This is a genomic window from Protofrankia sp. BMG5.30, assembly GCF_001983005.1.
Classification (GTDB): domain Bacteria; phylum Actinomycetota; class Actinomycetes; order Frankiales; family Frankiaceae; genus Protofrankia; species Protofrankia coriariae.
This window is the reverse complement of the sequence record NZ_MOME01000040.1, coordinates 26029-52774: the sequence shown is the minus strand read 5'-3', so window position 1 is coordinate 52774 and position 26746 is coordinate 26029. Positions and strand designations below refer to the sequence as shown.

Below are 26746 nucleotides of genomic sequence, written 5' to 3'. Positions count from 1 at the left end.
GCCTGGTTTTCTCGGTGGCCGCCGGGCGCGCGGCGGGAATCGTGATCATGCGCGCTCCGGCCGGCCGGTGGCGTGGGTCACCAGCGCGTCCAGGGCCTGGAACCAGGTCTCGGCCAGCTCGCGGACGGCGTCCTCGGCCAGCACACCGGACGGCCAGGACCAGAACACAGCCAGCTCCGGCCCGCCCGGACGGTCCTCGGTCAGCGAGTTCACCACCAGGCAGTGCTCCTCCGGCATGTCACCGTCGGCGTCGAGGTCCACCGCGTCCGACTCGGCGGAGTAGGACCAGTCCGTCGCCTCCGGGACGCCGAACCTGCCCATGTAGTTGAACTCGATCCGCGGGGCGCCCAGCCGCGCCAGCTCCGGCCCCGTCCGCGGGTTGAGATGGCGCAGCAGCCCGTAGCCGATTCCGCCGGACGGCAGGCCGGCCAGATGCTCCCGGACGCGCTCAAGCGCCTGCCCGGCGGCCGGCCCGCCGGCCAGCGCCTCGGCCAGATCGACCGGGCCGGGGTCCAGGCAGACCGGGATGACGCTGGTGAACCAGCCCACGGTGCGGGAGAGGTCCACGTCCCCGGCGAGCTCCTCCTCGCGGCCGTGCCCCTCAAGATCCACCAGGACCGCGTTGCCGACGCTGTCCGTGTCACCCACGCCGTCATTGCCCACGCCGTCCAACCGGCGGCGGCGCCAGTCGGCGACGGCCAGCGCCAGCGCGGTCAGCAGCACGTCGTTGACGGTCGCGCCGAGCGTGGACGGCACCACGGTCAGCAGCGGCGACGTCCGCTCGACCGGCAGCCGCAGCGCCAGGGTGCGCACCGTGCTGACGACGTCCCGGGCCGGGTCGAGCTCCCGGATCAGCGGCAGCGGGTCACCGCCGGCGAGGATGCCCACCCACAGCGGCAGCTCGTCCTCGCGGGCGGGATCGGACGCCCGTTCGGTCAGCAGGCGGGACCAGCGCCGGAACGACGTGCCGACGGGCGGCAGGCCGGCGGGGCGTCCCGCGGAGATGCTCTCCCAGGCGGTCGCGAGGTCCGGCAGCAGGACGCGCCAGGAGACGCCGTCGATCGACAGGTGGTGCACCATCAGCAGCAGCCGGCCCGGCGCGGACCCGCCCGCGTCGAACCACACCGCCTGGAGCATGACGCCGGCGTCCGGGTCCAGCCGGTCCCGGGCGGCCAGCGCCGCAGCGGAGATCGTCCTGGTCAGCGCGTCCCCGGTGAGAACGCCGCCGGGCCCGCTGGCGTCGGGCTCCTCGACGCCAAGCCCACCGCTGCCCTGCCCACCACCGCTGTCCGGCTCGCCGCCGCCGGGCCCGCTGGTGCGGATGTCGACCCGTTCGAGCAGCGTCGCGACGTCCAGCGTCCCGGGAGGCGGCACGGTGAACGTCCAGTGGTCACCGTTCGGGCCGGACGCGCGGACGAGGCGGGCCCGCAGCATGTCGTGCCGGTCCACCAGCGCTTGCAGGATGGCCAGCAGGGTCGTCCAGTCCAGTTCGGCCGGTGTCTGTACCAGCGCCGACTGGTGATAGCCGCTGATCGGGCCGCCCAGCTCACGCAGCGCGTGCATGATCGGGGTCAGCGGGACGGTTCCCGTCCCGTCGTCGCCGCCGGCCCGCTCCGACACCGGGGCGAGGGCGGTGGCTACCGTGGCCAGCGCCGCCACCGTGCGGTGGCGGAAGACCTGGCGCGGGGTGATCCGGAAACCGGCCGCGCGGGCCTGGCTGACCAGCTCCATCGCGACGATGCTGTCCCCACCGAGAGTGAAGAAGTCGTCGTCCACACCGAGTTCGGGGACGCCCAGTACCGCGGCGAACGCGTCCCGCAGCGCCTGCTCCGTGGGGTTGCCGGGGGCCCGCCCGGAGACGGTGGCGGTGAAGTTGGGAGCCGGCAGCGCGTTGCGGTCCAGCTTCCCGTTGGGCAGCGTCGGCAGCTGTGGGAGCGGCACGAACGCCGCCGGCACCATGTAGTCGGGCAGCGTACGGACAGCGTGATCACGCAACGTTGCCACGTCCGGCGCCGACAACGCCGCGGGCCGCGACACGCTGTCCGTTCCGGCCGTCCCCAGCCCGACCGTCCCCAGCCCAGTTGTCCCCGCTTCGGGCTGGTCCGCTTCGTTCGTTTCCGGGCCGGTCGCCGGGGGACCGGTGACCACGTAGGCCACCAGTTGCCGGACGCCCGGGCGGTCCTCGCGGACGGTGACCACTACCTGGTTGACGCCGGGCAGCCCGGCGATCGTCGTCTCGATCTCGGCGAGCTCGATCCGGAAGCCGCGGATCTTGACCTGGTCGTCGGAGCGGCCGCCGTATTCCAGTTGGCCGTCCGCGTTCCAGCGGGCGAGATCGCCGGTCCGATACATCCGGGCGCCCGCCGGCTCGAAGGGGTTCGCGACGAACCGCTCCGCGGTGAGCGCGGCCCGTCCCAGGTAGCCGCGGGCCAGGCCAGCCCCGGCCAGGTACAGCTCACCGGTGACCCCGGGCGGGACCGGGCGCAGGTACGCGTCCAGCACGTACGCCCGGGTGTTGGCCACCGGGCGGCCGACCACGGGACGGTCACTGTCAGCGACCCGGGCGACGAGCGCGTCCACGGTGGACTCGGTCGGGCCGTACAGGTTGAAGCTCTCGGTGCCGGTCAGCGCGCGCAACCGGTTCCACAGCGGCTCCGGGACGGCCTCGCCGCCGAACCCCACCGCCGCGAGCGGGCAGCGGTCCCCCGTGACCAGCCCGACGTCGACCATCTGGGCGAGCAGCGACGGTGTCACCTCGATGAAGTCGATGCCCTCCGTTGCGATCATCTGGGCCAGCAGCTCCGGGTCCCGGCGGGCCTCATCCGACGCCACGTGCAGGGCGTGGCCGTCGAGCAGCCACAGCTGCGGCTGCCAGGACGCGTCGAACGAGAACGACCAGGCGTGCGCCACCCGCAGCCGCTCCCGGCCGGTCGCCGCCACCGCCGGTGCGTACAGGGTCGCGCGGTGGCTGTGGAAAAGGTTCACCACACCCTGATGGGGCACGACGACCCCCTTGGGTCGTCCGGTCGAACCGGAGGTGTAGATCACATAGGCCGGGTGCGCCGGCAGCAGGGGCAGCGCCCGGTCGTCGTCGGTGAGGTTCCCGCCGTCGACGGCGGCGAGGCGGGCGACGACGGCCGGATCGTCGAGCGGCAGCGTCGCGACGCCGGYGACCGGCAGGCTCGCGGCGATCTGACGTGTCGTCACGAGCAGGTGCGGGGCGGCGTCGGCCACGATGTCCGCAAGCCGGTCCGCGGGGTTGTCCAGATCCACCGGCAGGTAGGCACCGCCGGCCTTGTGCACAGCCAGGATCGCCTGGACGTAGCCGGCCGACCGTGGCAGCGCCAGCGCCACCGTCCGCTCCGGCGCCACCCCGTGCTCGACGAGCAGCCTGGCCAGCCGGTTCGCCCGGTCGTTGAGCTCGGCGAACGTCCACCGGGTGGTACCGGAGACGACGGCGACGGCGTCCGGAGCGCGTTCGGCCTGTGCCTCGAACAGCGCCGGCACGGTCGTGGACGGCACCGCCAGCAGCGTGCCGTTCCACTCCACCAGCATCCGGTGCCGCTCCCGCGGCGAGAGGACGTCCAGCCGGGCGGCCGGCTGGTCGATGTCGGTGGCCATCGCCTCGAGCAGGCCCACCATGGCGGTGACAATCCGCTCTGCGGCGTCCTGGTCGAACAGGTCACCGCGGTACTCCGCGGTCAGGCTCAGCCGTTCGCCGGGCTCGACCGCCCAGGCGAACGGGTAGTGCGTGGCGTCCTGATGCCCCACCGCCGCGGTGCGCAGCCCGTCCTCCTCGCCGAGCTCCGGGCCGTCGGCGACGGGGTAGCTCTCGAACACGATCAGCGTGTCGAACAGCTCCCCGAGCCCCGCGGCCCGCTGGATGTCGGCCAGCCCCAGGTGCTGGTGGGCGATCAGCCCGGCCTGGGCGTCCTGGAGGCGTTCGAGCAGGCCGGCCACGGTGTCGCCGGGCCGGGACCGGACCCGGACCGGGACCGTGTTGATGAACAGCCCGATCATGGACTCGACGCCGGCGAGCTCCGGCGGGCGGCCGGAGACGGTGGCGCCGAAGACGACGTCGTCCCGCCCGGTCAGCCGGGACAGCAGGATGCCCCAGGCGCCCTGCACCAGGGTGTTGAGCGTGAGGCCACGCTGGCGGGCCACCGCCGTCAGGGCCGCGGTCAGCTCTGTGGACAGCTCCACCGTACGCAGGTCCGGCACCAGCGGCGGCCGGTCCGGGTCGGCCGGCACCAGCAGGGTCGGCTCTGCGAGGCCGTCGAGCGAGCGCGCCCACTCGGCCCGCGCCGCCCGCTGGTCCTGCCGGGCGAGCCAGCCCAGGTAGTCACGGTAGGGGACGGCCGGGGCGAGGCCGGCCGCGTCACCGCCCCGGCGGTAGATCTCGGACAGCTCGGCCATCAGCAGGGGCACCGACCAGCCGTCCATCACCAGGTGCTGGTGGGAGATGACCAGCCGGTGTTGCTGGTCGCCGAAACGCACCAGCAGCAGCCGCAGCAGCGGCGCGGCGGCCAGGTCGAAACGGCGCCGCTCCTGGGCCAGGTACCGCTCCCACGCGATGTGCCGGCCCGCCTCGTCCAACGCCGAGACGTCGACCTGCCGCCAGGGCAGCGTCACGTTCCGCGCGACCAGTGCGACCGGGCGTCCCGAGGCGAGGTAGCGGAAGCCGGCCCGCAGGTTCGCGTGCCGCTCCAGCAGCGCCTGCGAGGACCGCCGCAGCCGGGCCGGGTCCAGCGGGCCGTCCAGCTGGAAGGACACCTGGACGGTGTAGACGTCCAGTTCCCCCGCGTCGGGGCCGACGCCGGGATCGCCCACGCCGGGATCGCCGTCGGAAACGGCGGCCGGCCGGCCAGCAACCGGGTTCAGCGCATCGGCCGCGGCCGGATCGGTGTCGGCGTCCGGGTCGGTGTCCGGATCGAACGAGGCGTGGAAGAGCAGGCCCGCCTGTAGCGGTGACAGCGGGAGGATCTCCGCCGGCTGGGGACGCAGCCCGGCGAGCTCCGCGGCCTCGGCCGCGTCGAGCGCCAGCGGGGGCGCGCCGGTGTCGGCGTGCTCCGCGAGGGCCGCTGGATCCGCGGCGTCGGGCAGGATCCCGGCGGCCGACGCGAGCGCCGCCACCGTCCGGTAGCGGAACACGTCCCGTGGGCTGATCGCCAGCCCCGCCGCGCGGGCCCGGCCGACCACCTGCATCGCGAGGATGCTGTCGCCACCGAGGGTGAAGAAGTCGTCGTCGACGCCGACGCGCGCCAGGCCCAGCACCCCGGCGACGAGCTCGGCCAGCAGCGCCTCGCGCGGGCTGGCCGGCGCGGAGTCGGAGACCAGCCCGGCGAAGTCCGGGGCCGGCAGCGCGGCCCGGTCGAGCTTGCCGTTGGGGGTGACCGGCAGCGCGTCGAGCACGACAAAGGCCGCCGGAACCATGTACTCGGGCAGCGCCTCGACCGCCCGGGCCCGCACAACGTCGACGTCCACACCGCCCGCGCCGGCACCGTGCGCGTCGGCGCTGGCCGGGTGCACAGCAGTCACGCCGCCCGGTGCATCCGTTGCGTTCGGTACCAGGTAGGCCACCAGGTGGCGTTGCCGGTGGTCGTCCTCGCGGACGACGACCACCGCGCGGGCGACCCTCGGGGCCTGGGACAGCACCGACTCGATCTCGCCGAGCTCGACCCGCAAACCTCTGATCTTCACCTGGTCGTCGACCCGGCCGAGGAAGGCGAGCTCACCGTCGTCGGTCCACCGGACCAGGTCGCCGGTGCGGTACAGCCGGCTGCTCGCCGCCCCGAACGGGTTGGCGACGAACCGCTGCGCGGTCAGGCCCGGCCGGCCCAGATAGCCGCGTCCGAGCTGGACGCCGGCGAGGTAGAGCTCTCCGGGGACGCCCGGCGGCACCGGGCGCATGGCGGCGTCGAGCGCGTACGCCTGGGTGTTCCACACCGGACGGCCGATCGGCACCGAACCGGGTGGTAGCGGGCCGGTTGGCAGCGGTCCGGTGAAGCGGGTGGACGTGACGTCGACGGAGGCCTYGGTCGGGCCGTACAGGTTGTCCAGCCGGATGTCCAGGACGCGACGCAGACGGGTGGCGAGCTCCGCGGGCAGGGCCTCGCCGCTGCACAGCACCCGCCGCAGGCCGGTGCACCCGGCAGCCGCCGGCTCGGCGAGGAACGCCTCCAGCATGGACGGCACGAAGTGCACGGTCGTCACCCGCTGCGATTTGATCACTTCCGCCAGGTACAGCGGATCGTGGTGTCCCTCGGGGCGGGCCATGACCAGCGTCGCGCCGACGATCAGCGGCCAGAAGAACTCCCAGACCGACACGTCGAAACTGGCCGGGGTCTTCTGCAGCACCCGGTCGTCGGCGGTCAGCCGGTACTCGTCCTGCATCCACAGCAGCCGGTTGACGATGCCCGCGTGCGGGACGACGACTCCCTTGGGCTGTCCGGTCGAACCGGAGGTGTAGATCACATACGCCGCCGACCGGGGATCGACCGCGCCACGCCCCGGCAGGCCGTCCGGACCGTCCGGCTCGCCCCGCTCCAGGCCGCCGACGCCGAGCCCACCCGCATCGAGCCTGTCCACACCGGCGCTGTCCACACCGGCGCCGTTCACAGGGAGACCGTTCACAACCGAGTCACCCACCGCGAGGCCGTCCACAGCGGGACCGTCCACAGCCGAGCTGTTCGCGGCGGAACCGTTCACAGCCAGGCCGGCGGCGGAGCCGTTCACGGCCGCTATGACGGCGGGATCGTCGAGTTCCAGGACGGGCACGGCCGTCTCCGGCAGGGCGGAGCGGACCGCCGACGTGGTCACCAGGCAGGTCGGGTGGGCGTCGGCGAGCATGAACGCGATCCGGTCGGCCGGGTAGTCCGGGTCGACCGGCAGGTAGGCGGCGCCCGTCCGATGTATCGCGAGCAGGGTGACGACGAGTTCCGCCGAGCGCGGCACCGCCAGCGCGACGATCCGTTCCGGCCCGGCACCCCGCTGGGCCAGCACCCGCGCCAGCCGCCGCGCCCGCGCGTCCAGCTCCGCGTAGGTCAGCTCCGTGCGGAACGGCCGAGCGTGGGGTGAATGCCCGTCTGACGGCCCCCCGTGGGGCGGCTGCCCGTCGGACGACTGCCTGTAGGGTGCCTGCGCACCCTCCCTCTGCGCACCGTCCCTCTGCGCACCGTCCGCCTGCGCACCGTCCGCCTGCGCACCGTCCGCCTGCGCACCGGACAGTTGTGTGTCGGACGGCTGTGAGCCGGACGACTGTGAGCCGGACAGCGGTATGTCGTCACAGATCAGCGCGATCGCGTTCGGAGTGCGCGCGGCCTGCGCACGGACCAGATCCAGCAGGGTTGTCGACTCGTCAACCGGGTGGGCGGTGTCGTTCCAGTCCCGCAGGACCCGATCCCGCTCGAGCGGGGTGAACACGTCCAGCAGGCCGATCGGCTCGTCGGCACCGGCCGCCACCTGGCCGAGCAGCGCGGTGAGCCGGGCCCCGATCCGCTCGACGGTGGCGCGGTCGAACAGGTCGGCGCTGTACTCGATCCCGCCGACGATCCCGTCGCCGTCCGCCGGCTCGACAAAGGCGAAGGACAGGTCGAACTTGGCCGTGTGCTGGCCGAGCGGCTCCGGCCGGGACGGCAGGCCCAGCAGCGCCGGCCCGTCCCCGGCACCGACCAGATAGACGATCATGATCTGGAAGAGCGGATGGCGCGAGAGCGACCGGGCCGGGTTGACCGTATCCACCACCTGCTCGAACGGCAGGTCCTGGTGGTCGAAGGCGGCCAGGTCGGTCTCGCGCACCCGGGCCAGCAGCTCGCGGAAGGTGGGATCGCCCGACGTGTCGGTCCGTAGCACCAGCGTGTTGAGGAAGAAGCCCACCAGATCGTCGAGCGCCTCGTCACCGCGGCCGGCGGCCGGGGTGCCCAGCGGGATGTCGCTCCCTGCCCCGAGGCGGGTGAGCAGCACCGCGACCGCGGCCTGCAACACCATGAACATGCTGACGTCGCACGACCGGGCGAGCTCGCGCAGACCGCGCGAGAGCTCCGCGTCCAGCGCGAAGTCGACCACTCCCCCGCGGGAGGTCGGCTCGGCCGGACGCGGTCGGTCCAGCGGCAGCGTCAGCTCGCTCGGCGCGCCGGCKAGCGCCTGCCGCCAGAAGGCGAGCTGGCGGGCCAGCAGGCTGTCCGGGTCGGTGGCGTCGCCGAGGACAGCACGCTGCCACAGCGCGTAGTCGGCGTACTGCACCGGTAGCGGAGCCCACGCCGGTGGCGACCCGGCCAGCCGGGCCCGGTAGGCGGCGGTCAGGTCGTCGACGAAGGGCCGCTCCGACCATTCGTCGACGGCGATGTGATGCACCAGGAACAGCAGGACGTGCTCTTCCGGCGCCAGCTCGAAGACCCACACCCGCATCGGCGGTTCCTGCTCGAGCGCGAAGCCGTAGCTCACCGCGGCGGACAGGCGCGCCGCGAGCCCGGCCTCCCCGACCCGTTCGACGTCGATCCGGACTCCGGTGTCGCGCGGCTCCAGCACCTGCTGGTACGCCCGGCCGTCGCGCTGCGGGAAGATCGTCCGCAGGGTTTCGTGCCGCTCCGCCAGGTCGCCCACGGCCGCCCGCAGCGCGGCCATGTCAAGGTGCCCGAAAAGCCGCCAGAGCAGCGGAATGTTGTAGGTGGGGCTCGGACCGTCAACCTGGTAGAGGACCCACAACCGCTGTTGGGCGAATGACAACGGCAGCCGTTCAGGTCGCGCGGTAGGCGCCACCCGTTCCAGCACCGGCCCGGCCGCGCCGGTGTGCTCCAATCGCCTGACGAGCCCCGCCACGGTCGGTGCCTCGAAGACGGTACGCAGCGAAAGCCGCACCCCCAGGGCGGTGCCGATCCGCGCCACCAGACGGGCCGCCAGCAGCGAGTGGCCACCAAGAGCGAAGAAGTTGTCGTCGGTCCCGACCCGTTCCAGGCCGAGAACATCCGCGAACAGCCCGCAGAGCAGATGCTCGCGCGCGGTACGCGGCGAGGCCCCTGACATCCGCGTGGACGGGTCCGGCGCCGGCAGGGCGCGGCGGTCCAGCTTGCCGTTCGGGGTGACCGGCAGCGAGTCGAGCACAAGCAGTGCCGCCGGGACCAGATACTCGGGCAACGTCGCGGCCAGCCGGGCTCGCAGCGCCGCGGTATCCACGTCCTGCCCGGGAGCGGCCACCACATACCCGACCAGCCGCTGGTCACCGGGGCGGTCCTCGCGGACGGCAGCCGCCGCCTGCGCCACCGCGCCGTCGGCGAGCAGCGCGGAGGAGATCTCGCCCAGCTCGATGCGGACCCCCCGCAGTTTCACCTGGTCGTCCGCCCGGCCGAGGAACTCCAGCTCACCGCTGGGCGTCCAGCGGACGAGGTCGCCGGTGCGGTACATCCGCTCGCCCGGGCCGCCGTACGGGTCCGCGACGAACCGCTCCGCGGTCTGCGCGGACCGTCCCAGGTACCCGTGGGCGAGCTGCACGCCCGCGAGGTACAGCTCACCGGGGACTCCGGCGGGTACCGGACGCAGCGCGGAGTCGAGCACCGACACGCGGGTGTTCCACACCGGCCGGCCGATCGGTACCGACCCCGGACCAGTTCCGGCTCCGTCCGTCATCCCGCCAGCGGCGCCGGGCCCAGCCCGGAACCAGGTCACGTCCACCGATGCCTCTGTCGGCCCGTACAGGTTGTCCAGCCGCGCATGCGGCAGGACCCGGTGGAACCGGTGAGCGAGGTCGGCCGGCAGCGCCTCCCCGCTACAGAGCGCCCGACGCAGCCCGGTGCAGCCGGCCGCCGCCGGCTCCGCCAGGAATTCCGCCAACATCGACGGCACGAAGTGCACGGTCGTGATCCGCTCGCGGTCGATCAGCGCTGCCAGGTAGCCGGGGTCCCGATGCCCGTCGGGCGCCGCCACCACCAGCGTCGCCCCGGCGAGCAGTGGCCAGAAGAACTCCCACACCGACACGTCAAAACTCGAGGGGGTCTTCTGCAGGACGCGGTCACCCGCGTCGAGCCGGTACTCGTGCTGCATCCAGCACAGCCGGTTGACGATGCCGGCATGCGAGACCATGACACCTTTCGGCCGTCCGGTCGAACCCGAGGTGTAGATCACGTAAGCCGGCAGCTCGCCGCCGGCGGGCTGCGGAACCTCCTCGCTGTCAAGCCGCGTGCCCGGCTGGGCGTCGACCTGTGCGCGGAACTCGGCCGAGTCCACCACTGACAGCGGCACCTCGGTGACCGGCAGGCGTGCGGTGGCCGCGGACGTGGTCAGCACCCTCACGGGAGCGGCATCGGCCATCATGAACGCGAGCCGGTCAGGCGGGTAGTCGGTGTCCAACGGCAGGTAGGCCGCTCCGGCCTTGTGCACGGCGTAGAGCGCGACGACGAGCTCCGCCGACCGCGGGATGGCCACCCCCACCACCGAGCCGGAGCCGATCCCGTGTGCGGTGAGCAGCCTGGCCCACCGGTTCGCCAGAACGTCCAGCTCCGCATAACGCAGTGTCATGTTCTCGGTGACCAGCGCGACCGTGTCAGGGCTGCGGTCCACCTGCTCCTCGAACAAGCGCGGCAGCGTCCGGGCCGGCACCACGCGGGTGGCACCGGTCCCGTCGGCCAGGAGCCGGCGGCGTTCGTCCGGATCAAGAATGTCGATCGCGGCGAGCGGCCGGTCCGGGTCGGCGGCGACCTGCTCAAGGAGCCGGATCATCCGTCGGGCCAGATGCTCCGCGGCGGTGTGGGCGAGACGGTCGGTCGCGTACTCCAACAGGAGGCTGATCCGGCCTGCCGCGGCGCTTTCCCCAACCCGCTCCACGAGGGTGAAGTGCAGGTCGAACTTCGCGGTCACGACTTCGGTGGGGTACCAGTCCACCGCCTGCCCGAACAGGGTGCCGCTGTCGTCGCTACGACGGTGGTAACCGGTCATCACCTGGAACAGCGGGTTCCGGCCAGCGGCCCGGGGCGGGTTCAACGCCGCGACCACCTGCTCGAACGGGATGTCCTGGTGGTCGAAGGCGGCAAGATCGGTCTGACGGGTCCTGGCCAGCAGCTCGGTGAAGGCCGGGTCACCGGACAGGTCGGAACGCAGGACGAGGGTGTTGACGAAGAAGCCGACCAGGTCATCCAGTGCCTCGTCGGTACGGCCGGCGACTGGAACGCCGAGCGGAATGTCCTCACCCGCTCCCAGCCGGTGCAGCAAGGCCGCGACGGCGGCATGGGCCAGCATCGACATGCTCGTACCGGTCCGCGTACACAGGGCACGCAGCGCCTGCGCCGTCATATCGGGCACCTCGAACCGCACCCGGGCACCGACGCCGTCACGGGCCGCGGGCCGCGGCCGGTCCAGCGGCAGCGGGATCTCCTCGGGCATGTCGCGCAGCGCGTCCGCCCAGAAGGTCAGTTGCCGGGCGGCCATGCTGTCCGAATCCGCCGGRTCACCCAGGAACCGCTGTTGCCACAGCGTGTAGTCGGCATACTGCACCGGCAGTGGCGCCCATCCGGGCGTCGAACCATTTCGGCGGGCGATGTAGGCGGCGTCCAGGTCACGTAGGAACGGGCTGTCGGACCACTCGTCCGTGGCGATGTGGTGCAGGACGACCGCCAGCACGTGGTCGGCCGTGCCGAGCCGGAACACCGCCAGCCGCAGCGGCGGATCGGTACGCAGGTCGAACGGCTTGGCCGCGGCCTCGGCCACGCACTCGGCCAGCTCGTCCGACGCGCATTCGACGACCATGACCTCCGGCCGGGCGGAGCCGATGTCGAGGATCCGCTGGAACCCGGCGCCCTGATGTTCCTCGACGACGGTGCGCAGGGACTCGTGCCGATCCATCACGTCCACGGCGGCGGCGCGCAGCGCGTCCAGGTCGAGATCACCACGGAGCCGGAACACCATCGGGTAGTTGTAGGCGGTGGCGGTATGCCTCGCGGATCGCCCGCCGCGCTCGCGGCCAACGGGAATCCCTCCCTCCGCGAGCCGATCGACCAGCCAGAGCCGCTGTTGAGCCGGCGAGAGCGGGATCCGCTGCGGACGGGGTATGGGCACCACCGCCGGCCGCGGCGGCCGCCCGCCACCGACCCGTACGGCGAGCAGCGCCGGGGTGGGCGCCTCGAACAGGTCGCGGATGGCCAGCTCGGCGCCGAACTCGGCGCGGGCCTGGCTGATCAGCCGGATGGCGAGCAGGGAATGGCCGCCGAGATCGAAGAAGCTGTCGGTGACCCCGACCTCGGACAGGCCCAGGACCTGCGCGAACAGGGAGCACAGGCGTTCTTCTTCGGCGGAGGCCGGGGCTCGGCCGGGGGTCTGGACGGCGCTGGGCTCGGCGTCCGGCAGGGCCGCGAGATCCAGCTTGCCGTTGATGGTCCGGGGCAGCGCGTCCAGGGTGAGGATCCCCGCCGGGACCATGTAGTCGGGTAGCTGCGCGCGCAGGTGGTCGCGCAGCCGGGCGATCAGCGCGCCGTTGCCGCGCGCGGCGGTCGGGTCGTTGGCGTAGGCCGCCAGCGACACCCCCGACGCATCCGATGTCCTCGCTGCCTCCGCTGCCTCCGCTGCCTCCGCTGCCTCCACTGTCTCCGCTGCTCCCGATGCCGCTGGTGACGCCGGTGTTCCCGATGCCTGGACGGCTGTGTCGGTCGGGCGGTAGACGTCGACGGCGGTCCGGCCGGCGAGCTGGTCGGCGGCGACGAACACGGCGTCGAAGCACCCGTGGGCGACCGCGGATCCGCCCTGTCCGTCCCGCGCTGCGGCATCCGGCACAGCGCCGTCCCACGGCGCCGCATCCGGCACAGCGCCGTCCCACGGCGCCGCATCCGGCACAGCGCCGTCCCACGGCGCCGCATCCGGCACAGCGCCGGACCGGGACATGGTGTCCGGCGCGGCGCCGGACCAGGTGGTGAGGACGGTGTAGCCGAGCTGGTCACCCAGGTCATGCAGCACCTCCGGTTCCACCCCGGCACCGGTCGTGGCAAGCAGTGCCTGGATGTCGGTCACCGTGCGCCCGCCGTCCGGTCGCCCGGACGCGCCCCGCGGGCGCTCGACGACGCTGTCCGGTTGTCCGTCAGCGCTGTTCAGCGCGGACGCCTGACCCACCAGCGCGCGCACGGCCGCGAGCTCGCCCGCGAGGCGCGCGTTCGGGATGCCGCTGACCCGCAGCCTGTCCGGACGGTGATCCCGCAGATATGCGCGCAGTTCGGCCAGGGCCTCGGCAACCGCGTCCGCTGCCACGCCGTCCACAGGCCCGGCATCCACAGCGCCGGCATCCACAGGTCCGGTGCCCACAGGTCCGGTGCCCACAGGTCCGGTGGTGTCGACGGTCGAGATCCAGTTCTGCCAGGGCAGCGTCGGCGTGTCCGCGAGGGAGAGGGTGGACACCGGTGACCGGTGGATCACCGTGTCGTACCGGTGGCGGGTGAGCTCGTTGTGGTGATGACCACGCTTGACGCGCACGGTCACCGTGATGCCCGGGATCGCCCGCGGCAGCGCGGCGAAGTAGTCCGGGTCGACGAGCAGTTCCTTGTCGAGGGTGACGCCACGCTCGACGGCGCGGCGCAGCCGTGCCGGCTCGGTCCGCTCGTCCGCGCGAGTCACCGCGACCGCGGTGTGGAAGGCACGGGCCAGCCGCAGGTTGCGCACGTCACCGACGAACAGCGCCCCACCGGGGACGAGCAGGTCCACCGCCGCCGCCAGCACGCCGGTGAGGTGGTCGACGCTCGGGAAGTACTGCACCACCGAGTTGACGACGACGGTGTCGAAGAAGCCGGCCGGCAGCCCGTCGAACACGTGCGCCGGCTGCGCGCGCAGCTCGACGCGGCCGGCCAGGGCGGGATGGGCCGCCACGTCGGCCCGCAGCTTGTCGATGACGGGCGCGGCGATGTCGGTGCCCCAGTAGGCCTCGCAGTCCGGCGCAAGCCGGGACAGCAGCAGCCCGCTGCCGACCCCGATCTCCAGCACCCGCCGGGGCCGCAGCTCGCGGATGCGGCTGACGGTGGCCTCCCGCCACTCGCGCATGTGCGCCAGCGGGATGGGCTGGCCGTCGTAGCTGCTGTCCCAGCCGGCGAAGTCCTCCCGGAAGACAGCGGTGTCGATCTCGGTGTACTCGGCGTCGTAGATCTGCTGCCATTCGCCGATCTGCTCGCGTTCGGCCTGGTCACGGGCGTCCCCGGTCAGCTCGGCAGGCACGACGTAGCCGACCAGCCGGTTCAGGCCGGGCACGGCCGGGTCCGTGCGGACGGCCACGGCGGCCTGGGCGACCTGTGGATGACGGGCCAGCGCGGCGGAGATCTCACCGAGCTCGACCCGGTAGCCACGGACCTTCACCTGGTCGTCGGTGCGGCCGAGGAAGTCCAAGTTGCCGTCGGGACGGCGGCGGGCGAGGTCGCCGGTGCGGTACATCCGCGACCCGGGCGGGCCGAACGGGTCGGCGACGAACCGCCCGGCGGTCAGCCCGGGACGGTCGAGGTAGCCGCGGGCCAGGCCCGCACCGCTGATGTGCAGTTCGCCGACGGCGCCGTCGGGCACCGGCCGTAGCCAACCGTCCAGCAGGTACACGCTGGTGTCACGGATCGGCCGTCCGACGGTCGGGGTGTCACTGTCGGTAGTTCCTCCGCCGAGAGTGTTGATGGTGTACTCGGTCGGCCCGTACAGGTTGTAACCATATGTACCCTTGGTGTCGCGCAGGCGTGACCAGACCGCGTCGGAGACCGCTTCGCCGCCCAGCAGCACCAGCACCGGCCGGTGCCCCCCGGTCGGAGCGCCCCACCCCGGCTCCGCCGGGCCCGCCAGGTCCGCCGTGCTAGCCGTGCTCGGCGCCTGCTCCGGATCGTCGGGGCCGTCCAGCAGCCCGTGCTCGAACAGCAGCCCGGCGTAGGTCGGCGTCACGTTGACCACGTCGACGCGGTGCGTGTCGCAGTAGGCCACCAGGGCCTGGGCGTCGCGGCGCAGCTCCTCGTCGCAGACGTGCACCTCGTGCCCCTCGACGAGCCAGAGCAACTCCTCCCAGGACATGTCGAACGCGAAGGAGACGGTGTGCGCGATCCGCAGCCGCCGCCCGCCGGCGGAGGCGACCGCCGGCCCGAAAATGACCTCCCTGTGATTGAGCTGCATGTTCGTCAGCCCCCGGTACGGGGTGACCACGCCCTTGGGACGGCCGGTGGAGCCGGAGGTGTAGATGATGTAGGCGGGGTGGTCCAGCCGGTGCGGCCGGCCGGGAGCGAACCCGGGCCGCTCGTCGTCGGCCAGGCCGTCACCGGGCAGCGCGGCGAGCCGTTCGGCCACCGCCGGGTCGTCGAGCAGGACGCGGGTGGGTGTCGCGCCCACCTCGTCGCGCCCGCGCCCAGCCGTGTCCGTCCCGCCTGCGCCCGCGCCGGTCCCGCCCGCGCCGGTTCCGGCCGCGTCCGCCGTGGCCGCGTCGGGGGTGACCAACAGTGACTCGACCGTGGACGTGGTGAGCACGCGTATCGGGGCCGCTTCGGCGATCATGAATGCCAGCCGGTCGGCCGGGTAGTCCAGGTCCAGCGGCAGGTAGGCCGCGCCCGTCCGCAGCACCGCGAACAGCGCCACGACCATGTCGATCGAACGCGGCAGGGCCAGCGCCACGACCCGTTCGGGCCCGGCGCCCTCGGCGAGCAGCAGGCRGGCCATCCGGTTGACCCGGGTGTCGAGCTCGGCATAGGTCAGACGCTGCTCACCGAAGACGAGCGCTACTTCCCGCGGTGTATGTGCCGCCTGCGCGCCGAGCATGTCGGCGACCGTGTCGTCGGGCACCGGCACATCACCGGACGGCAACGACCCGCCGGCCCGCGGCGGCTCGTCGGGCGACAGCGTGCCGGGCAGCGGACGCCCGTCCGCCGTCGGGCTTTCGGCCAGGAGCCGAAGCTCCCGCGGGGGGATCAGCTGGAGGCCGCCGGCTCTGGTGGCCGGGTCGCCGGTCAGGCTGTCGAGCGCGGTGGTGTAGCGGGCCAGCAGGGCACCCGCGAACGCGGAGTCGATGACGTCCGGCCGGTAGTGCAGGGTGATCCGCAGCCGCTGGCCCGGGAAGATGACCAGGGTCAACGGGTAGTGGGTGGAGTCGACGTAGCCGGCGTCGTGGACACCGAGCCGCTCCCGCAGCCGGGCGGAGTCGCCGCCCGCCCCGCCGCCGAAGTTCTGCAGCACGTACAGGGTGTCGAACAGCTGGTTGTGGCCACTACCGCGCTGCATGTCGGCCAGGCCCAGGTACTCGTGGGGCATCAGCGTGGTGCGCTCGGCGGAGAACCGGCGCAGCAGGTCACCGACCGGCTCCGACGGGTCGAGGGCGACCCGCACCGGCACGGTGTTGAGGAACAGCCCGATCACGCGCTCGACGTCCGGGATGTCCGCCGGCCGGCCCGCGACCGTGGTGCCGAAGACCACGTCGTCCCGGCCCACCGCGTTCGACAGCACCAGCGCCCAGGCCACGCTCAGCAGCGTGTTGACGGGCACCGCGTGCCGACGGGCCCGCGCCCGCAGCAGCTCGCTCAGCTCGGCGGACAGCTCGACGGCGTGCCGGTCCGGCAACGCCGGGGTGGGGCTCTGGCCGGCCGGGCCGAGCAGTGTCGGCTCGGCGAGGCCGGCGAGCGCGTCCCGCCAGGACTGGCTGGCCAGCTCGACGTCCTGCTCGGCGAGCCAGCGCAGGTAGTCCCGGTAGGAGCCCGGCCGGGGCAGCCCCCGGTCGTCGCCGGCCCGCTCGTACAGAGTGAACAGCTCGTCGACGAGCACCTGCCCGGACCAGCCGTCCCACAGCAGCACATGGTGGGTGATCGCGAGCCGGTCGCGGCCGTCGCCCAGGCGCAGCAGCAGCAGCCGGAACAGCGGCGGGTCGGCCAGGTCGAACCGCCGGGTGCGGTCGTCCGTCATCAGCTCGGTGATCCGCGCGTCCCGTTCGGACGCGTCCAGCCCGCTCAGGTCGACCTCGGTCAGCCGGGCCGCCCGGTCCGCGCAGATGAACTGCACCGGGCGGCTGAGCCCGTCGCTGGTGAAACCCGCCCGCAGGCTGGGGTTGCGGGCCAGCAGCGTGGCCGCAGCCAGGCGCAGCCGGTCGGCGTCGACCCGGTGGTCGAGGTCGAAGGCGACCTGCGCGGTGTAGACGTCCAGCTCGCCCATGTCGTAGCTGGCGTGGAAGTACAGCCCCTCCTGTAGCGGCGACAGCGGCCAGATGTCGCCGACCGGTCCCGGGGCGATCCGCTCGACAACGTCGATCTCGGTCTGGGTGAGCGCGATCACGGTCAGATCGGACGGGGTCAGGCCGCCGGCGCCGCCGGCGCTGCCGCCAGTACCGGCGCTGGTGCCGGTTCCGGTGCCGACGACGGCCGCGGTCAGCTCCCGCAGCGCGTCCGCCCATGCCTCGGCGAGCTCGCGGACGTCGTGTTCGGACAGCCCGCCCGCGGTCCAGGCCCAGGTCGCGGTCAGCCGCGGCCCGTGCGGCGTCTCCTGGCAGATCGCGTCGATCTGCAGCAGGTACGGCAGGGCGTGGTCGGCGTCGAAGGCGACGGCGAGCGCGTCGGAGTCCGCGGCGGGCAGCCAGTCCTGCCCCTGGCCCCGCTGCCCGGACGGGAAGCGGCCGAAGTAGTTGAACAACACCTGGGGCACGGCGGCCCGCGCGAACAAGGGCCCGACCTGCGGATTGAGGTAGCGCAGCAACCCGTGGCCGAGACCGCCGTCGGCGCTGGCCCGCAGCCGCTCCTTGACCTCCTTGAGCGTGGCGACCGCCTCCGACGGCCGCAAGCCCGCACGATTGTRCCGCGTCGCCGCCTCGCTCTGCCGCCGTCCCCGTTCCTCGGACGATGACCGTGCGGGTTCAGCGTCCGCGTCCACAGCCGGCAGGCGCACGGGCGTGACGCTGGTGAACCAGCCGACCGTGCGCGAGAGGTCCAGGCCGGACGCGATCTCCTCCCGGCCGTGCCGCTCCAGGTCGACGAGCAGGTCGGCAGAGCCGTCCCGGCCGCCCCGGGCATGCCAGCGGGTGACCGCCAGCCGCAGCGCGGCGAGCAGCACATCGGTGACGTCACCGTTGACCGCGGCCGGCACCGACGTCAGCAGCGGCACGGTGTCATCGACGTCCAGGCCGACGACGTGCCGGGAGGTGGCRCCGACCGTCCCACCGACCGTCCCGAACGGGCCGCCGGCACCGGGCAGCAGCTCCCCGCCGGGCCGCAGCGTCTCGCCCCAGTGCGCGAGCTCGGCCAGGCGCGCCGGGGACTGCGCCTGTTCGGTGAGCACGCGCGCGAACGTGCGCAGCGACGTCGCGACCGGTTCGATGACGGGACGCCGCCCGGCCACCACCGCCTCCCACGCGGCAGCAAGATCGCTGAAGAGGACGCGCCAGGACACGCCGTCGATCCCCAGATGGTGGACGGCGAGCAGCAGCTGGCCGGGCCGCCCCGGGCCGGCGTCGAACCAGACCGCCTGCACTACCGTCCCGGCTTCGGGATCGAGCCGTCCGACGGCCGCGTCGGACTCCGCGGCGATGGCCGCGCGCAGCCGGTCGGCGTCGAAGCCGGCCACGTCGACGCGGTGGAGCAGGTCCGCGGCTGTCACCGCGGTGGCCGGCAGCGTCTCCAGTGACCACAGCGCCGGCAGCGCCCAGCCACCCGGCTGCAGGCCACCGGCGAACGGGCCGCCACCCGGCTGCTGGCCGGCGGCCAGAGGGCCGCCGCTGTGCTGCTGGCCGGCGGTCGGCAGACCGCCGCTGTACTGTCGGCCGGCGGCCCGGGGACCGCCGATGTGGGTCAGCCGCAGCCGCAGGGCGTCGTGGCGTTCGATCACGGCGGCGAGCACAGCAGTGATCGTCTCCGTGGTTGCCGCCGCCGGGGTGTTGACCAGCATCGAGAGGTTGAACCGCCGGATCGGGCCGCCGGCCTCCCGCAGCCGATGCATGATCGGCAACAGCGGCACGTCACCGACGCCGCCAGGATCGCCGGCGGCCGCGGCCGCCGCCGGATCATCCGGCTCGCCGCCGTCCGCCGGCCCAGCACCCGTGCTTGTGCCCGACGGTCCGACGAACGCCGCCAGCGCGGCCGGGGTCCGGTGGGCGAAGACGTCCCGGGCGCTGATCTCCATGCCCTCGCGGCGGGCCCGGCTGGCCACCGCGATCGACAGGATGCTGTCGCCGCCGAGCGCGAAGAAGTCCTCGTCCACCCCGACCTGGTCGACCCTGAGCACGGCCGCGAAGATCTCGCAGAGCGTGCGCTCCCGGTCGTCGCGCGGGCCCCGCACCGGCGCCCGGTGGACGGCGGGCGCCGGCAGCGCGTCCCGGTCGAGCTTGCCGTTGGGGGTCAGCGGCAGCGCGTCGAGCACCACGAACGCGTCGGGCACCATCGGAGACGGCAGCGCGGCGGCCACCGACGCCCGCAGCGCGTCCGGATCGAGTCCGCGGCCGCGGGAGTCGGAGCCACGGCCTGAGCCAGAGCCACGGCCTGAGTCGGGGCCGGGGCTGGGCGAGCCGGTGGGACGGGCCGGCCCGCCCAGCCGGCCGGGGGCTGGTACGACAGCTGGTACGACGTAGGCGACGAGCCGGGCGGCACCCGGGCCGTCCTGGCGGACGACCACCGCTGCCCGCCCGACGCCGGGCTCGGCGGCAAGCCGGGCCTCGATCTCCGCGAGCTCCACCCGGTTACCACGGATCTTGACCTGGCGGTCGGAGCGACCCACGTAGACGAGCGCGCCGTCGGCCCGCCGGACGACGAGGTCACCGGTGCGGTACATCCGCGACCCGGGCGGGCCGAACGGGTCGGCGGCGAACCGCTCAGCGGTGAGACCCGGGCGATCATGATAGCCGCGGGCGAGCTGCGCCCCGGCGACGTAGAGCTCGCCCGGCACCCCGACGTCGACCGGCTCGAGCCCGGCGTCCAGCACGTACAGGCGGGTGCCCGGCACCGGCCGTCCGATCGGCACCGCGGGCCCGCCGACGAGCGCCGCCGCGGCACTCGCCGCCGCGGTGTCTGCTCGCGTGGCAGGTGCCGCAGCGGTGTCTCCTGGGACGGCGGCGGGTGCCGCCGCGGTGCCCGTCCGGGCGGCGCCGAACTCCCAGCGGGTGACCAGCACGGTCGTCTCGGTCGGCCCGTAGACGTTCGACAGCGGCACGCCAGTCAGCTCGTACCACCGGGTGGCCAGGTCGGTGGTCAGCACCTCCCCACCGGTGATGACCCGGCGCAGGCCGTCGACCCCGCGCCGGTCGCCGGTCATCTCGGCGTACTCCAGGTACGCCGCCAGCGTCGAGGCCACGAACGCGAGCGTGGTGACCCGCTGGTCATGGACGAGCTCGGCGAGGTAGCGCGGGTCACGGTGGCCGTCCGGACGCGGCAGCACCACGGCGGCGCCGGAGCACAGCGGCCAGAAGATCTCCATGACGGAGGGGTCGAAGCTCGTGGAGGTCTGCTGGAGCATCCGGTCGTCCCCGCCGAGGGTGAACGCGCTCTGCAGGGACGCGACAAGGCCGAGGACGGCGCCGTGGCTGACCACGACGCCCTTGGGCCGCCCGGTCGACCCGGACGTGTAGATCAGATAGGCGGGATGGTCCGCTCCCGGCGCGGCCGGGCCGGCGTGCCCGGGCCCTCGGACGTCGGCTTCCGGGGGCTCCGCCGCCAGCGCCTCGGCCGTCGCCAACGCCTCGGCCGTCCCCAGGGCGGCGGCTGAATCCTTGGCTGTAACCGGATCCCCGGCCGTGGCCGGATCCCCGGCCGTGGCCGAAGCCGGATCCGCGTCCAGGATCTCGATTGTCGGCTCGCCGGTGCCGCCAGTGCCGCCGGAGCTGAGGACGACCCAGCGCAGGCCGTCGACCGGGGCGAGCCGGTCGCGCAGCTCCGCATACCGGTCCGCGGTCGTCACCACGACCCGCACACCCGAGTCGGCGACCATGAACATCGCCCGTTCCGCCGGGTAGTCCACGTCGACGGGCAGATAGGCCGCGCCGGTCTTCAGCACACCGAAGACGGCGACCACCAGCTCCACCGACCGGGCGGCCGCGACAGCGACAACCCGCTCGGGGCCCGCGCCCAGCGTCCGCAGCCGTGCCGCCAGCGCCGTCGTGCGTCGGTCGAGCTCGGCGTAGGAGGGCGCGTCCGTCTCGAACACGAGCGCGGTCGCCTCGGGGGTGCGGGCGACGTTCGCCGCGAACGCGTCCACCAGCGTCGGATATGGCCGGGCGCGGTCCTCCCCGGTCAGCACATCTCCGGCCGGGGTGTCCACAGGGAACGTGTCCACAGCAAGCGCGTCCCCCGGGACCTGTGGAGAACGAATCCTCCACACCTTGCCGGCGTCCCCAGCGAGCGCGTCCCCGGCAAGCGCACCACCGGCCAGGGCCGCGAGGGCCCGGGCCCTGGTGTCGGGGGCCACCACCGTGGCCCGTCCCACCGGCAGCTCGGGATCGTCGGCCAGGGTGTGCAGCGCCTGGGCGAACCGCCGCGCGATCCGGTCGACGGTCGCGTCGTCGAGCCGGGCCGCGTCGTACTTGAACTGGACGTCCAGCCGCCGGCCCGGGGTCACCAGAACGGCCAGCGGGAAGTGCCCGACACCGAAGTCGGCGACGTCGGTGACCCGCGGGGTGCCCGTCGGGTCGGTGGCGTCCGCGTCCATCGGGCAGTTCTGCAGCACGACGACGGTGTCGAACAGGTCACCGAGCCCGGCCAGCCGCTGGATCTCCCCGAGGCCGAGATGCTGATGGTCGAGCAGGTCGGACTGCTCGGCCTGCAGCCGGGCCAGCGCCTGCGCGAGCGGCTGGTCCGCGCGCCAGCGCATCCGCACCGGCAGGGTGTTGATGAACAGGCCGACCATCGCGTCCATCCCGGCGACGTCGGCGCCCCGGCCGGAGACGGTGGTGCCGAAGACCACGTCCGTGCGGCGGCGCAGCCGGCCGAGCACCAGGCCCCAGGCGCCCTGCACGACCGTCGCGAGGGTCAGGCCGTTGTCGCGGGCCCGCGCGAGCAGCGCCGCGGTGACGTCCTCGGGGAGCTCCAGGCCGCGCCGGCCGGCCCGGAACCGGGCGGGCGGCTGGTCGTCGGCGATCAGCCGGGTCGGTTCGCCGAGGCCCGCGAGGGCTTCCCGCCAGGCCTGCCTGGCCTGCGTCCGCTCGAGGCCGGACAGCCAGCGCAGGTACTGGCGGTAACGGGTGACGGCGGGCAGCCGCGCCGCCCGCTCCGACACCCCGGCGATGGCGTCCCGGCCGCGGTGCGGGTCGTAGAGCGCGAGCAGGTCACGCAGCATGACCGGGACGGACCAGCCGTCGGCCACGATGTGATGGTGGGTGATCAGTAGCCGGTGGCGCCCGTCGCCGAGATGCAGCAGCGTGGCGTGTACCAACGGCGGCCGGGCGAGGTCGAAGCGATGGGCGAACTCGGCCGCGGCCACCGCCCGCGCCCGCTCGGCGCGTTCCGCCGCGTCCACCTGTGACAGGTCGACGACCTGCCAGGGCATGCTCAGCCCGTCGGCGATCACCTGCACGACCTGCCCGTCGGGCCGCTGGTGGAAGGACGCGCGCAGCGGGGCGTGCCGGTCCAGCAGGTCCTGTGCCGCCACGCGCAGGGCGTCCGCGTCGACGTCGCCGGCGAGCTCGGCCACCACCTGGACGATGTAGACGTCCGGATCGGCGTCTTCGGGGTCGCCGGTCCGGTCCCCCAGCACGCTCCCGTCCACCGACACGGCCGCGTCCACGGACGCTCTGCCCACAGGGGCTCTGTCCACAGGCGTGGTGTCCACAGGCGCGGCCCGGTCCACGGGCAAGGTCCCGTCCACAGGCAAGGTCCGGTCCACAGCCGAGGTCTCGTCGAGCAGGGTGTGGAAGAAGAAGCCCTGCTGCAACGGTGACAGCGGGAGGACGTCGGCCAGGCCCGGGACGTCGGCCGCCAGCTCGTCGACGTCGTCCTGCGTCAGCTCGACCAGCGGGAAGTCCGACGGTGTCCAGCCGCCGGCCCCCGGTGTGGCGGCGTGGGCGACCAGCGCGCCGAGCGCGGCGAACCAGCGTTCGGCGAGCGTGCGCACCGCCGTGCCGGCCAGTAGCGCCCGCGGCCAGGCCCAGGTGACGCCGAGCCGCGGCCCGTCGGCGTGGTCCTCTGTAAAGGCGTTGATCTCCAGTGGGTACGGGGCGACGGGCATCGCCGCGTCGTAGCCTCCGGCGAGCACGCCGAACCCGGGCAGGGCCGTCCAGGGCGCGGCCGTCCCGGGCACATCTGTGGCGCCGTCGGTCTGGAAACGGCCGAGATAGTTGAAGCTGATCTGCGGCCCGGGCAGGTCCCGCAGCGCCTCGGCCGTCTCGGGGTTGAGGTAGCGCAGCAGGCCGAACCCGACACCGTGGTCGGGCAGGGCGTGCACCTGCTCCTTGACCCGCTTGAGCGCCCGGCCGAGGCCGTCGCCGGCGACGTCGCCGAGCAGGTCGTCGAGCACGGCCGGCCCGGGGTCGAGCCGGACGGGGAAGATGCTGGTGAACCAGCCCAGCGTCCGGGAGAGATCGGCACCCTCGACGATCTCCTCCTCCCGCCCGTGCCCCTCGAGCGCGATCAGCACCGACCGGGTGTCCTCGATGCCGTGGTCCCGCCGCCACTGGCGCACCGCCAGCGCCAACGCGGTCAGCAGCACGTCGTTGACTCCGGCGTGGAACGCCGCCGGCACGCTGGTCAGCAGCGCGAGCGTGTGTTCCACGGGAAACCTCAGGGTCAACCGCTCGACGCCGGCCAGGTCGCCGACGGGGTCCAGCGGCCGCGCCGTGAGCGCGGGGTCGGGGCCGGTGAGGATGTCGGTCCACAGCGGCAGCTCGGCGACCCGCCCGGGCCGGCGCGCCTCGTCCACGAGCAGGTGCGCCCAGCGGCGGAACGACGTCCCGACAGCCTCCAGGTCCTCCGGGCCGGGGGTGCGGCCGGCGGCCACGGCCTCCCAGGCGGCGGCCAGGTCCGGCAGCAGGATCCGCCACGACACCCCGTCGACGACCGCGTGGTGCGCCGCGAGCAGCAACGACCCCGGACGGGTCTCCCCCGCGTCGAACCACACCGCCTGCGCCATCACCCCGTCGGTGGGGGCGAGCCGCGCGCACGCGTCATCGGCCGCGGCTTCGACGATCTCCTGTAGCCGGTCGCCGGCCGCCTCGCCCACGGTCACCCGGCGCAGCCACTCGCCGGCCCGCACCGAGCCCACGGGCGCCACCCGCAGCGTCCCGTCGGCACCGGGCCCGGCCCGCAGCAGCCTGGAACGCAGCAGGTCGTGCCGGTCGGCCAGCGCCTGCAGCACGGCGGCGATCCGCYCCCCGTCCGCCCCGACCGGCAGGGTGATCAGCATCCACTGGCTGAAGCCGTCGATCGGGCCGCCGCACTCGTCCAGCCATCTGACGATGGGTGTGAACGGCACCTCGCCCACGCCCGCGCCCGGCGCCTCCACGGCCACGTTCTCGGCGACGGTGGCCACCGACGCGAGCTCCGCGACCGTCCGGTGGGTGAAGACCTGCCGCGGTGTGATGACAAGGCCGCCGCGGCGGGCCCGGACCACCAGTTGGATCGAGACGATGCTGTCGCCGCCGAGGGCGAAGAAGTCGTCGTCGACGCCGACCTCCGGCAGGCCGAGCACCTCGGCGTACAGGGCGCACAGCAGTTCCTCGCGCGCGCTGCCCGGGCGCCGTCCGGAGACCGGCACGGGGCTGTCCGGGACCGGCAGGGCCCGGCGGTCCAGCTTCCCGCTCGGCAGCACCGGCAGGCGCTCGAGCGGCACGAACGCGGTCGGCACCATGTGGTCGGGCAGCCACTGCCGCGCGTGCGACCGTAGGGACCTCACCAGCGTGGCCACGTCCCACGAACACGCCGGCCGGTCGTCGGACGGGGCCAGCGGCGCCGGCACGGACAGCGCTGGCTCCGACGACTTCGGCGGCTGCGACGGCTCCGACGCGGCGGCCACCGGCACGGAGGGGACGACGTACGCCGCGAGCCTGGGGACGCCGGGGGTGTCCTCCCGCACGACGACGGCCACCTGCGCGACGGACGCGTGCCTGGCCAGCACCGACTCGATCTCGCCGAGCTCGATCCGGTAGCCGCGGATCTTCACCTGGTCGTCGGCGCGTCCGACGAAGTCCAGCCGGCCGTCCGGGCGCCAGCGCACCAGGTCACCGGTGCGGTAGAGGCGTTCACCCGCGGCGGAGAACGGGTCGGCGACAAACCGCTGCGCGGTCAGGTCCGGCCGGCCGAGGTAGCCGCGGGCCAGCCCCGAGCCGCCGAGGTAGAGCTCGCCGACGGCCCCGGGCGCGATCGGGCCGAGGCGGGCGTCGAGCACGTACGCGCGGGTGCCCGGGTCGGGCCGCCCGATCGGCACGGTGGATTCCGACGGGCCGTCGGGATCGCACTCACCGAGGGTGGAGTTCACCGTCGCCTCGGTCRGGCCGTAGGCGTTGAGCATCCGCCGGCCCCGGCCGTAGCGCCTGACCAGCTCCGGCGAGACCCGCTCGGTGCCGGCGAGCAGGGTCGCGCCGGGCGGGAGCGCCGCGTCCGCCGGCATCGCCGCCAGCAGCGCCGGCGGCAGGATCATGAAGGTGACCTCGTGCTCGCGGGCGTAGTCCGCGAGCGGCGCGCCCGGCACCCGCAGCTCGGCCGGGACGACGACCAGCCGCCCGCCCGAGAGCAGGCCCAGGCACAGGTCCCAGAAGGCGACGTCGAAGCTGGGCGAGGCGAACTGCAGGACCCGGCTGTGCGGGCCGACACCGAGCCGGTCACGCTGGGTGGCGACCAGTTTGGCGACGCCGGAGTGGGAGAGCACCACTCCCTTGGGCCGGCCGGTCGAGCCGGAGGTATAGATCACATACGCGGTGTTGAGGACGTGCAGCGGCCCGTGCCGGTCGGCATCGGTGGGATTCGCCGCGGACGCGCCTGCCACGGCCGCGGCGGTCGCCGGGTCGTCGAGCACCAGCCGTGACATGCCCGGGGCGTCGGGGACCAGGGGCTCCAGCGACGCGGTGGTGACGAGGCAGACGGGCCCGGCGTCGCCGAGCATGTAGGCGACGCGTTCGGCCGGGTAGTCGGTGTCCAGCGGCAGGTAGGCACCGCCGGCCTTGAGCACCGCGAGCTCGGCCACGATCATCTCCGCCGACCGGGGCAGCGCCAGCGCGACCACCCGCTCGGGGCCGACGCCACGCGCGACCAGCGCATGGGCCAGGCGGTTCGCCCGCGCGTTGAGCTCCGCATAGGTCAGCCTCGTAACAGTGGACGTGCCGGTACCGGCGGACGTGTCGTCACCGGCGGACGTCTCGGCGCCGCCGCCGGTGTCAGTGCCGCCGCCGCTGTCAGTGCCGGTGGGCGCGGCCGTGCCGAACACCAGGGCCACGGCGGCGGGGTCGCGGCGCACCTGCGCCTCGAACATCTCGGGCAGCGTCCCCGGCGGGACCGGGCACGCGGTGTCGTTCCACTCGACGAGGATTCGCCGCCGCTCCCGCGGCGACAGTCCGCCTCCCGGCTCGCTCCCCGGCCCGTCCCTCAGGTCGTCCCCCGCCGGCGCCCCGGAGAGCGGCTGGCCCGTCTCCTCGTACCCACCATCGGCGGTCCGCACGTCGGTCACCACTTCGTTACCGGACACCGATAACCACGCCTCCACAGCAGTCCCGACAGCACTGACCGTCCGGCAGCAGTAGCCGTCGAACAGCATCGACCGCCGATCGTGAGCTTCCGAGCACGCGATCGGCGTTCCTGGCACACGACCAGCGGCCCTGACGGACACAGGACCGCCAGGGCCTGCCTTTCTGATCTTTACTGTCTGATCTTCAATGGCACCCGCG

General features: G+C 73.8%; 1 protein-coding gene. It reads right to left on the bottom strand.

Annotated elements, in window-relative coordinates; genetic code table 11:
* Positions 1-45 precede the first annotated feature (45 nt).
* Complete coding sequence (locus BL254_RS29120; RefSeq protein ID WP_139342405.1) at positions 46-26547, bottom strand: non-ribosomal peptide synthase/polyketide synthase; 26502 nt, start codon at positions 26545-26547, stop codon at positions 46-48.
* Positions 26548-26746: the final 199 nt, after the last annotated feature.